Source organism: Stecheria intestinalis (assembly GCF_009696165.1).
Lineage (GTDB): Bacteria > Bacillota_I > Bacilli_A > Erysipelotrichales > Erysipelotrichaceae > Bulleidia > Bulleidia intestinalis.
Genome location: NZ_VUMN01000005.1, coordinates 74,309 through 85,394 on the forward strand (window position 1 = coordinate 74,309; position 11,086 = coordinate 85,394).

At 52.5% G+C, this 11,086-nt stretch carries 9 protein-coding genes; 5 read left to right on the forward strand and 4 right to left on the reverse strand.

The genetic code is table 11. The annotated features are described in order from the left end of the window. Positions 1–68: 68 nt before the first annotated feature. The 4 genes from FYJ51_RS03570 (at position 69) to FYJ51_RS03585 (ending at position 4,518) form a co-directional block, all read left to right on the forward strand. Positions 69–1,982 carry a flavocytochrome c gene (locus FYJ51_RS03570; RefSeq protein ID WP_154503285.1) on the forward strand — a complete coding sequence of 638 codons (1,914 nt, stop codon included), beginning with the start codon at positions 69–71 and terminating at the stop codon, positions 1,980–1,982. Between the two features lie 97 nt (positions 1,983–2,079). Further along, positions 2,080–2,754 (forward strand): hypothetical protein, encoded by a 675-nt coding sequence (locus tag FYJ51_RS03575; protein WP_154503288.1) that lies wholly within the window; start codon positions 2,080–2,082, stop codon positions 2,752–2,754. Between the two features lie 8 nt (positions 2,755–2,762). Then, complete coding sequence (locus tag FYJ51_RS03580; protein ID WP_105304402.1) at positions 2,763–3,374, forward strand: uridine kinase family protein; 612 nt, start codon at positions 2,763–2,765, stop codon at positions 3,372–3,374. Positions 3,375–3,390: 16 nt separating this feature from the next. Next, on the forward strand, positions 3,391–4,518 hold the full coding sequence (locus tag FYJ51_RS03585; RefSeq protein WP_154503290.1) for an aldo/keto reductase: 1,128 nt from the start codon (positions 3,391–3,393) through the stop codon (positions 4,516–4,518). A gap of 70 nt (positions 4,519–4,588) precedes the next feature. On the opposite strand, the gene FYJ51_RS03590 is transcribed toward FYJ51_RS03585, so the two are convergent. After that, complete coding sequence (locus tag FYJ51_RS03590) at positions 4,589–5,554, reverse strand: alpha-hydroxy-acid oxidizing protein (RefSeq protein WP_154503292.1); 966 nt, start codon at positions 5,552–5,554, stop codon at positions 4,589–4,591. A 96-nt stretch (positions 5,555–5,650) separates the two neighbouring features. Between FYJ51_RS03590 and FYJ51_RS03595 the strand changes: the two genes are divergently transcribed. Beyond that, the gene (locus FYJ51_RS03595) at positions 5,651–7,906 is read left to right on the forward strand and encodes a YfhO family protein (protein WP_154503294.1); all 2,256 of its coding nucleotides are present in this window, start codon (positions 5,651–5,653) and stop codon (positions 7,904–7,906) included. A gap of 46 nt (positions 7,907–7,952) precedes the next feature. On the opposite strand, the gene FYJ51_RS03600 is transcribed toward FYJ51_RS03595, so the two are convergent. The 3 genes from FYJ51_RS03600 to FYJ51_RS03610 all read right to left on the reverse strand — a co-directional run bounded on the left by FYJ51_RS03600 (position 7,953) and on the right by FYJ51_RS03610 (position 10,964). Continuing rightward, positions 7,953–9,296, reverse strand: coding sequence for a uracil-xanthine permease family protein (locus FYJ51_RS03600; protein ID WP_105304948.1), 1,344 nt, complete (start codon positions 9,294–9,296; stop codon positions 7,953–7,955). A gap of 190 nt (positions 9,297–9,486) precedes the next feature. Beyond that, on the reverse strand, positions 9,487–9,999 hold the full coding sequence (locus tag FYJ51_RS03605) for a nitroreductase family protein (RefSeq protein WP_154503296.1): 513 nt from the start codon (positions 9,997–9,999) through the stop codon (positions 9,487–9,489). Between the two features lie 14 nt (positions 10,000–10,013). After that, complete coding sequence (locus tag FYJ51_RS03610) at positions 10,014–10,964, reverse strand: L-lactate dehydrogenase (RefSeq protein ID WP_154503298.1); 951 nt, start codon at positions 10,962–10,964, stop codon at positions 10,014–10,016. Positions 10,965–11,086: the final 122 nt, after the last annotated feature.

Here is an 11,086-nt window from a genome sequence, read left to right on the forward strand (position 1 = left end):
GTTGCGAGATTGTGAAATCATTATAATTTTCGTGCTGAGGCAGAAATGCCTTGATAAGGGAGGAAGAAATGAAGAAACTGATTGCACTTGTTTCGACCATGGCCATGGCTGTGTCCCTGGCAGGATGCAGCTCTTCGGGAAATGATCAGTCCGCAGCTTCGGCGTCTGCCGGTGTATCCGGAACGTTCGAAGGAACAGCCCAGGGCAAGGGCGGAGATGTTACCGTCACGCTGACGCTGACAGATTCCAAGATCACAGACGTATCGATTGAAGGCAAGGATGAGACTCCGGGCATCGGCGATACTGCGATGGAAACGATGGCACAGGAGATCAAGGATTCCGGAAGTATCGGAGTTGATACGGTTTCCGGTGCTACGGTTACCAGTGATGCAGTTCTGGAAGCAGCAGCTGCAGCTCTGACTTCCGCAGGACTGAATCCGGATGATTACAAGACCGCAGTCTCTGCTGCAACCGCAGCCGGAGATGTCACGGAAGAAGCAGATGTTGTCGTAGTCGGTGCCGGCGGAGCAGGCATGGTTGCCGCAATCACGGCAGCGGATGCAGGCAAGTCGGTCATCATTCTGGAAAGCCAGGCAATGGGCGGCGGCAACTCCGTACGTTCGACCGGCGGCATGAATGCGGCTAAGACCGTCTACCAGGATGACAATGACTTCGATGAAGCAGCCGGTGTCGAGAAGACATTGAAGACGGCAGCAGAGAAATATGCAGACAATGAGACGATCACTGCACTGGCCAAGACAGTTCAGGAACAGTGGGATGCATACCAGGCAGATCCGCAGGGATACTTCGATTCCACCGAGCTGTTTGAACTGGATACGATGATCGGCGGCAAGGGCATCAATGATCCGGAACTGGTGAAGACGCTCTGCGAGAACAGCGCAGATGCGATTGACTGGCTGGATACGATCGGTGCATCTCTGCATAACGTCGCACAGTTCGGCGGCGCAAGCGTCAAGCGGATTCACCGTCCGGTCAATGACGAGGGCAAGACCGTTGCAGTCGGAGCTTATCTGGTTCCGATTCTGACGCAGAATGTCGAGGACAGAGGCATCACGGTTCATTACAACACAACAGCGAATAAGATTCTGATGTCGGATGGCAAGGCAGCCGGGGTTCAGGCAGAGCAGAAGGATGGTTCCACGCTGACCGTCAATGCGAAGGCAGTGGTATTAGCTACCGGCGGGTTTGGTGCAAACAATGCGATGGTTGCAGAGCAGAATCCGGCACTGGACGGCTATATCACGACGAACGCACCGGGCGCACAGGGCCAGGGCATCGTGATGGCAACGGCAGAGGATGTCGGAGCAGCGACGGTAGATATGGATCAGATCCAGCTTCATCCGACAGTCCATGTCGCAGATGATGGCAGTGCAAACCTGATCACGGAAGGACTCCGCGGAGATGGTGCAATTCTCGTGAACAAGGAAGGATCCCGCTTCACGGATGAAGTCGGTACGAGAGACAAGGTCAGTGCAGACGAGAATGCGCAGACAGACGGCCAGGCATGGCTGATTGTCGACCAGTCGATGTATGATGCTTCGACGGTCATCCAGGGCTATGTAACCAAGGGATGGACGGTTCAGGGCGATACGGTCGCAGATCTGGCTGCAGCGATGGGTGTTGACGCTGATACGCTGACAAAGACGATTGATGACTGGAATACATGCGTTGCCAATGAGAGCGATCCGGATTTCGGCAGAACCTCATTCAACCATCAGCTGGAAGGCACGATGTATGCGATCCTGGTACAGCCGGGTGTCCATCATACGATGGGCGGCCTGAAGATCGATTCTTCTGCAGAAGTAGAGAAAGCAGATTCGAGCGTGATTCCGGGACTGTTCGCAGCAGGCGAAGTGACGGGCGGCGTGCATGGTGCAAACCGTCTGGGCGGAAACGCAGTCGCAGACTTCGTCGTATTCGGCAGAATCGCTGGTCAGAGTGCTGCTGATTACGCTAAGTAATCATTATTTCTGAACGATTGATTGCCGCAGATTTCCATCGGAGGTCTGCGGTTTTCTTATGCCCTGGCATTCCTGCATGAACTGCTATAATACCGGTATGACCGCACACGAGAAGCCTGTATATTCCGTGCAGATGGATTTTGATGAAGAGGGAAATCTGCTGGAGGTTCATACTTCAAAGGGAGAAGAACCGGAAGCACCTGCAGTGCATCCGGGCAGGAAGGCAAAGTTCACTGCTTTCCTGTATGTGCTTTCTGCGCTCTGCTTTTTTCTCTTCTGGATATTTCGGAAAGAGGCAGATCCTGCTTTGCAAAATGGCTTCCTGTTCGGCGGAATTGCGGTATTTCTATGGGCATCAATCCGGATTCTTGCGGCATCAGGTTCGCAGGGAAGATGGATGAGCCGGGAAGAATTTCTGGAAGACTGGATTGTCGACCGTAAAACACAGAAGGGATACAAGTATCAGGATGAACCGGGATGCTATGTGATCGCTTCCTATGAACGCCCTCTGAAATCTTCGGATCAGATCCGGAATTATCAGAATGTGTATGTCGGTCAGTCCCTGCGGGTTTATCATCGGATCTTCAGTCATTTCTCGGGAAGGGGCAATGGCGAAGTATACAGCGATATCCGGGATGGACTCTATGTGTATGTAAGGGTTGTTTTGTGCAGGGAAAAGAAGCTCAATGAGATGGAGCGCAGACTGATACAGGTGTATCATGCGACGAAGTCTTATAATAAGACCGAAGGCGGCGGAACGATCCGCCGATAGGAGTGAATATGACTGATTTTCTTGATGAATTCTTTGAATACAAAGCCCAGGAGATCTCGCATTTTGCAGAGTTTCTGGAAGAGTCGCATCATCCGCTGCTGATCGGAATTGATGGCAGGTGTGCATCCGGCAAGACGACATTTGCAGGATTGCTTTGCGCAAAGCTGAACTGTCCGGTGATTCATGCGGATGATTTCTTTCTGAGGCCTGAGCAGCGTACGGAAGCACGGTATGCCGAGCCTGGCGGAAATATGGACCGGGAGCGTCTGGAAGAAGTGCTGGAACAGGTGAAGCAGCAGAAAGAAGTGACGTTTCAGAGATTTGACTGCAAGGTGATGCAGATGGGAGATCAGATTACGGTTCCTGCTTCAGAAGCGGTCATTGTGGAAGGTTCCTACTGCCTGCATCCGGATCTTCGGAAGTATTATGGTCTGAAGATCTTTCTGGATGTGAGTCCGGAGGATCAGATGGAAAGACTGAAGAAGAGAGAACCTGCAGAGAAGGTTCAGGTGTTTCAGAATCAGTGGATTCCTCTGGAAGAGAAATACTTTGCGTCCTGCGGGGTGCAGGATGTGTGCGATGTGACCGTGAATTCCTCGATGAAGGACACGGAGTTCTGAAAGGAGAACGGGAAGTATGCTGGAAAAAGAATTTGTATCTGCGATGCCGAAGCTTGGGTTCGGTCTGATGAGACTGCCTAGAAAGAGCGAGAATGTCATTGACACGGAAGAAGCAGCACAGATGACGGATGCGTTTCTGACTGCGGGGATGAAGTATTTCGATACGGCATATGTGTATGACGGATCGGAAGAAGCGTGCCGCAAGGCTCTGGTAGAGCGTCATCCGCGTGATTCGTTCTATCTGGCAGACAAGCTCAATGCGTCGAAATGGGCAGTCAGCTCTGAAGAGGAAGCAAAGAAGGAATTCGAGACTTCTCTGGAACGGACGGGTGCAGGCTACTTCGATTTCTATCTGCTGCATGCGCTGTCTTCTGAAAATCTGAAGTTCTATGATTCGTATGGCATCTGGGACTTCGTGAAGCAGAAGAAGGCAGAGGGGAAGATCCGCCACATGGGCTTCTCGTTCCATGATACGCCAGAAGTTCTGGATTCGATTCTGACCGCTCACCCGGAAGCAGAGTTCGTGCAGCTGCAGCTGAATTATGCCGACTGGGAGAATCCGGAAGTGCAGTCGCGGAAGAACTATGAAGTATGCGTGAAACATGGCAAGCCGGTGGTGGTCATGGAGCCGGTCAAGGGAGGCAGTCTTGCCAATCCGCTGCCGGTGATTGCCGAAGAGATGAAGACTGTGAATCCAGAGAGATCTTATGCATCGTGGGCTATCCGCTTTGCGGCTTCCCTGCCGGATGTCATGGTCGTGCTTTCCGGAATGTCCTCGCTGGAGCAGATGAATGACAATCTGTCTTATATGAAAGACTTCACGCCGCTAAGCGAGAAGGAACAGGAAGTTCTGGAACATGCACGCAAGGCAATGGCGGAGGTCAAGACGATTCCATGCACGGCATGCCATTACTGCACAGGCGGATGCCCGATGCATATCGAGATTCCGGGGGTATTCAAAGCCGTCAACCGCAGACTTGTCTACAATGATCTGGAAGGCGCAAAGCGTGATTATCAGCGTCTGCTGAAAGATCATGGTGCTGCAAGTTCCTGCGTGCATTGCGGACAGTGCGAAGATGCATGCCCTCAGCACATCGAGATCCGGAAACATCTGGAAGAAGCAGCAGCGATGCTGGAAGGCTGATCTGATTCAGGCAGAAACGGGAATTCCTGTTTCTGCTTTTTTCTATGAAAAGAGATCCCAGGAAGGGATCTCAGAACTGATAAGCTGCGGGGATGTGAATCACAGAAGGATCGAAAGACTTCATATCCGGAACACCGGTATACATGCACAGTTCAGAAAGCTGCCGATTCATCTTCGTGACCTGGCGGATGACGCCTTCGCGTCCTTCCTTCAGCAGCGGCATCAGAATGCCTCTGCCCACCGAAACTGCATCTGCCCCGAGCGCAAGTGCCTTGTAGGCATCATAGCCGCTGCTGATCGAGCAGTCGCAGAAGATTGCGACATCGCTTCCATCCAGAGCTTTGCGGATTTCGGGGAGAATGGAGACCGGCGGGATGCCGAACGGAACGCGGCCATGGTGATGGGAAACGAATACGGCAGCTGCTCCGGCATCTCTTGCCTTCAGCGCATCGGATACTGACAGCACGCCTTTGACGACAAAAGGCAGATCTGCTTCCCGGATATAGCTGCATAGATCTTCGTATAATACCGGTCCCATCGGAATGGAATCCACGACATCATACTCGCCGTCTTTTCCGGCAATGTGATCGATATCGATGCCGACAGCGGCAGCGCCTGCTTCCTTCGCGGCTTTCATCTCGCTGCGGATGCGGTCATGGTCGGCGAACGGTTTGATGATCCGCACCGTATCGGCGCCTTCTTTCATGATCTCCTGAAAGGTCTCATCACTTTCCATGCCGACCCAGTTCAGGGTATGCAGGTCTGCGGCAGCTGCCGCATATTCTGACATTGGCAGCCTGCCATTGCCAGGATTCTTGTTCAGATGCGAGAAAGCCGGCATCATGATCGGGGTCTGATAAGTTTTCTGAAAGATCGTGACGGAGAGGTCCGGCTTCACGGAATCAATCAGCCTCATCTCGACATGAAGGCTGTCGAGATACCGCCGGGCGGTAACATTGGCATCTTCTGCGGATCCATCCGTAACCGGAATTACACCGGCGGGATCCGGCCAGGGACTATTCATCGTATTGGTCATAAGTTCTCCTTTTTCGGTATAACGATAGCGCAATGATCTCTTCCGGGCAAATGAAGCAGAGCGATTGAGGGAAGCACCATGTGCTAGAATTGTCTCATGAGAAAGAAGCAGGCAAAGTTCTATGCATGTCTGGTGCTGTCGGCGCTTGTTCTGCTTTTTCTGTATTTTCTGCCATACAGCTGGAATCTCCTGAAGAGCATTCTGACACATCAGCCATTAAGCATGGATGATACATATCTGATTGCCTATGACTATGTGCGCCAGGGCACTCCATACTACCGGGAATTCTGCCGGCTGATTGATTCCGGAGAGATCTTCTGGAGCTGGAATTCATTTCTAGGGAATTCGTTCTATACGTCTAAGGCATTATTTCTGATCGGGGATCCCTTTGCCTGGATCGGATATCTTCTGTACCGGGTGATTTCCTATCTTCCTACGGTGCAGTTTCTGATGACCGGGCTCAGGCTTCTGACGGCATGCGTGACGTGCTCCATCTGGCTCAGAAAGCTGAATCGTTCAGACGCTTCGGTATTCCTGTTCTCGCTGCTGTTCATGTTCAGCGGATGGACGGATGTCTTTCTGGAACAGATTCAGTTTCTGAGTTTCTATGTCTTCCTTCCGCTGTTTCTTGCCGGACTGGAAGACATGCTGCAGAAGCGGTCGGGAAAGCTCCTGGTCTTCTCCTCGTTCCTTTGTGCGTGCATCAATTTCTATCTGTTCTGGCCGCTAGGCTTATTCGGAGTTCTGTACTGGATCGTGCGCTGGCAGCAGATCCATGGATCGCTGAAGCAGACGCATTTCTTCCGTCATGCATGGTCTGCTCTCCTGAAGATTCTGCTTGGCATCGGGCTGGCCGGATTTCTGGTTGTGCCTGCGCTTTGGACAATGCTGGAAAGCCCGCGTCTTTCCGGTACGCTGAATCATTATTCCTGGTGGAGTTTCACGAATGTGTGTGCGATTGTGATGAGCTTTTTCATTCCGGTTATCAGGGGATCGCATCTGCTGTATCACGACTACTGGTATTACTTCTATCAGATCGGAACGTATGCTGGCACTATCTCTCTTCTGGCAGTGCCGCAGGCTTTGAAGGGAAAGAAATGGAACAGAGTCCTTCTCATTGTGACGCTGGTGACGTTTGCTGCTCCGCAGTTCGGGTTGCTGTTTCATCTGACGTATTCCCTGAGGTATTCATTCATCGCTGTGCTTTGTCTGGTGATGCTCGGATCAGAGGCATTGGATGAGGTGCCGGATGAAGTTCTTCTGAAGAAGACGTCAGCTGTGCTTCTGATTCTTTCTGCAGTGCTTGGCATCGTGATTCCGCTTGCGCAGAAGATTGAGTTCTCCCTGGGCTATCCGGAACAGATCATGCTTGGTGCGGCAGTGGTCATGATTGCGCTGGAAGGATATCTCTGGAAGAAGCAGCGCCCTCGTGCTCTGATAACTGCAGTTCTGGCGGAGGTCTTGGTGTTCGGAAACGTTTCGATGCGCAGTGCGATCTCCATCGGCGGAGAGGCAGAGTATCTTGCCTATGATGCAGAGATCCAGGAGATCATGGATACGCTGCGGGGAATGGATGATTCCTTCTTCCGGGTGGATCTCAATACCGGCATTCAGGCAGATCAGAATTCTCTGGCCAATGCCGGCATGTATTACGGCATTCCGTCCTTATCCAGCTATGACAGTCTCTATGAGCCTGCGCTTCATGATTATCTTTCCTGGATCGGTCTCTATCCGGATGTGAACTGGCAATTCAATCTGCAGGATTCTGGACAGTTTGCATTGCTGGATGCGAAGTATTCCATCTGCTCGCCGAAGTATTCGGAATCGGTGCGGAACGATACCCCGATCTTCTCGACCGAACACTTCAATGTCTACCGCAATGAAGCTGCCCAGGGCATGGCATTCTCTGCAGAGGAGCTGACAAAGGAATCCGTCCTCAATGAACTGGCAGAAGAACCTGAACAGAATCATGAACAGATCATGGAACTGCTGGAGAAGACCGTGATTGTTCCGGATGAGGAATATGAGAATCTTCAGAATTGTCTCTCTGTCTCCCGGAAGTTCAGTTCTCCGGAAGAATGGTCCGGAACCGATGTGAAGTTCACGATTCAGGATGATGCAGAAACATTCTGGGTATTCTCGATACCGGATTCGGATGGCTGGAAGATCACAGTGAATGGAACCGATGCAGAATCGATCCGTACAGACGGAGGATTCATCGGATTAGTGCTTCCTGAGGGAACATGTGAAGTCTCGTTCCATTATTCCGTGAAGGGACTCTCTCAGGGCATCGCGTGCAGTGCTGGTTCCCTCATCGTTCTGACTCTTCTGGCAATGAAGAACAAGAAATAAAAAAGAGAGCCCCGCAGGTGCAGAGCTCCGGATGGGATCAGAAGGCTCAGTTCTTCTTCGGTGCGCCGAGCATCTTATTCACGACGATGCCCAGGATCAATGCCGTCGCAACTGCGGTGAGCGTCACGTGTGAGAAGTTCAGCGAGAGACCGCCGATGCCGGCAATCAGGATGACGGATACCACGAAGAGGTTGCGGCCTTCTTCGAGGTCGACATTCTGGATCATCTTGAGACCGGAGACAGCGATGAATCCGTAGAGGGCCATGCACACACCGCCCATGACGCAGGACGGAATGCTGGAGATGAAGGCGACGATCGGGCTGAAGAAGGAGAGGATGATGCACTCGACGGCTGCCGCGATGATCGTTGCGGTAGAGGCGTTGCGGGTGATGGCAACGCAGGCAATCGACTCGCCATATGTCGTATTCGGGCAGCCTCCGAAGAACGCGCCGACCATAGAGCCGATGCCGTCGCCTAAGAGCGTATGATCCAGGCCAGGATCTTTCAGAAGATCTGCGTCAATGATCGAGGAGATGTTTTTATGGTCCGCGATGTGTTCAGCAAAGACGACGAAGGCAACCGGCACATAAGCCATGAAGAGAACGCCGAGGTATTCCGCATCGATCTGGCTGAAGCCTTGTGCTGCGGTCAGGAAGGTGAAGTCAGGAACCTGCAGGAATGTCTTCAGCGTGATGCCGCCTTCCGAGAGTGCCTGGAAGGACTGGAAGCTGATGATCTGCAGATCTGCATTGCCGGTGCTGTTTCCGATCAGGGTGAAGATCAGGGCAACGGCATATCCGCACAGGATGCCGATGATGAACGGGATCATGCGGATGTGCGAATTGCCGTAGGTGCTTGCCAGCATCGTTGCGAACAGGGCGATGATTCCGCAGAGGATCGCGATGTTGGTCTGGGCACCGGTAGCGCTGCTGACCTGCAGATTCGAGATGGCGCTGCCGGCCAGCGAGAGACCGATGATCGAGACAGTCGGACCGATGACTACCGCCGGCATGAGGCGGTCAATCCAGCCGGTTCCGGATGCCTTGACCGCAATGGCCAGGACTACATAGACCAGGCCGGCGAATATTGCACCGATGATGAGACCTGCATAGCCTGCCTGCAGGCTGACTGCGCCGGCGAAGGCGGCGGTCATCGAACCGATAAATGCAAAGGAGGAGCCCAGGAATACCGGACTCTTTTTCTTGGTGAACAGAACATAAGTCAATGTGCCGAGGCCTGCTCCAAACAATGCTGCAGCAGTGGACATGCCGTTGCCGACAACCATCGGAACGGTGATGGTAGCTGCCATGATCGCAAGTACCTGCTGAAAGGCATAGACGATGAGCTGGGGAAATGCTGGTTTGTCGTTGACGCCGTAGGTCAGTTTCATGAAATACTCCCTTTCTTTCTCGTGCTGAGCGCTGACCATGTCATGAAAAAACACGGCCTTCGCTCAAGGAAAGCCGTGTACATGCTAAAACTGTTCCGGATGTACCTGCAGTCCTTGGCGGCCTCACGGGACCTGCCTTAAAGCACTGACGGAATAGTACTATGGAATCTGATCCGCGTCAATGGAATTCTCAGAGATAGGAAACCGTCTCGGAAAGGTCCTTGCGCGAGCTGTGATTCGGGAGCGGCATGCCGTTTTCAGACGGGTAGCCAAGATCCAGCAAGGCAAGTATCTGCTCGTTTTCCGGAAGAGAAAGGGCTTCTGCCAGCTTGTCAGGATCGAAGAAATTGACCCAGCAGCTGCCGACGCCTTCGTTGTACGCTGCCAGCATCAGATGGGTGGTGACAATCGCAGCATCCTCGATGCCGGAGTTGTTCTTTCCGCCCGGATACTTGAAGACATGTTCCTGATTGAATGCAATGGCGAGAACTACCGGGGCATGATAGCGGCATGGTGTTTCTGCATCCATGGCCGCAAGTGCCTGTTCTGATTTCAGCACGTAGATATGCTGTTCCTGAAGATTCTTGGCAGTCGGGGCAAGTCTTCCTGCTTCGAGGATTGCATCAAGCTTCTCCTGTTCCAGGGGACGATCGGAATAATTCTTGCAGGAATATCGATTTCTGATCACTTCTGAGAATTCCATACTGCTTCTCCTGTTCAGTCTTCCAGGAGATCATAGCAGGAACGCACGACATCCGCACTGCGCTTCAGGTTCTTGCTTTCGCCTTTGGCCAGCCGGATCTCGACGATTTCTTTCGCACCAGTACGGTCAAGGATCGTCGGGACGGAAAGACATACTCCTGTCAGTCCGTATTGTCCTCTCAGCATGACGGAGACCGGATAGATCCGGTTCTCATTCAGCAGGATGGACTTCAGAATCGCGCAGGTCGATGCGGCAATTCCATAGGAAGTATTATGCTTGCGGTTGAAGATCTCCCAGCCTGCTTTCTTCGTCTGTTCCTGCAGGCGGTCCAGGTCGACGTCGCCCGCTCTGGAACGATTGTCTTCCATGACATCGCGCAGCTGCTTGCCGCCAACCGTGGCGGTGCTCCACGCCACCATTTCCGAATCGCCATGCTCGCCCATCACATAGGCAGAGACGCTCTTGGAGTTCAGTTCGAACAGGCTGCCGATCTCACAGCATAGTCTTGCTGTATCGAGAGTGGTGCCGGAACCGATGACCTGTCTTTCCGGCAGACCGGAAAGCTTCTGGATATAATAGGTCATCAGATCTACCGGATTCGAGACAACGATGAAGATGCCGCTGAATCCGGAGGCCATGACGGAAGAGACAATGGATTTCATGACTTTCTTGCTGGGAGCGAGCCAGGTCAGGCGGTCGTTGGAAGTATCCATCGGGGCGGAAGCAGTGACGATGATGGCATCCGCATCCGAGCAGTCGCTGTAGCCGCCGGCATAGACCTGCATGTTGCGGTTCATGAAATGCACTGCATGCGTCAGGTCCATCGCTTCTCCGATTGCTTTCTCCTTGTTCATATCAATCAGGCAGAGCTGATCACACAGCCCCATATTCACGATCGTATAGGCACAGGTGGCGCCGACATTCCCGACGCCGATAATCACGACTTTCGTACTTTTCAGGTTCATTCTTCTTCCTCTTTCATAGAACCATCATAACTGCTTCCAGGCAATCCGAACAGAAACAGATCATCTGGAATGCATAAAGACCTGTGTGCATCGGGAAAGAGTTCATGAGGAATACTGACAAG

Bases quoted from the DNA above. Each gene is read 5' to 3' on its own strand.
- FYJ51_RS03600 (WP_105304948.1), bottom strand. From the start codon at position 9,296: ATGAAACTGACCTACGGCGTCAACGACAAACCAGCATTTCCCCAGCTC.
- FYJ51_RS03580 (WP_105304402.1), top strand. From the start codon at position 2,763: ATGACTGATTTTCTTGATGAATTCTTTGAATACAAAGCCCAGGAGATC.
- FYJ51_RS03610 (WP_154503298.1), bottom strand. From the start codon at position 10,964: ATGAACCTGAAAAGTACGAAAGTCGTGATTATCGGCGTCGGGAATGTC.
- FYJ51_RS03585 (WP_154503290.1), top strand. From the start codon at position 3,391: ATGCTGGAAAAAGAATTTGTATCTGCGATGCCGAAGCTTGGGTTCGGT.
- FYJ51_RS03590 (WP_154503292.1), bottom strand. From the start codon at position 5,554: ATGACCAATACGATGAATAGTCCCTGGCCGGATCCCGCCGGTGTAATT.
- FYJ51_RS03575 (WP_154503288.1), top strand. From the start codon at position 2,080: ATGACCGCACACGAGAAGCCTGTATATTCCGTGCAGATGGATTTTGAT.
- FYJ51_RS03595 (WP_154503294.1), top strand. From the start codon at position 5,651: ATGAGAAAGAAGCAGGCAAAGTTCTATGCATGTCTGGTGCTGTCGGCG.
- FYJ51_RS03605 (WP_154503296.1), bottom strand. From the start codon at position 9,999: ATGGAATTCTCAGAAGTGATCAGAAATCGATATTCCTGCAAGAATTAT.
- FYJ51_RS03570 (WP_154503285.1), top strand. From the start codon at position 69: ATGAAGAAACTGATTGCACTTGTTTCGACCATGGCCATGGCTGTGTCC.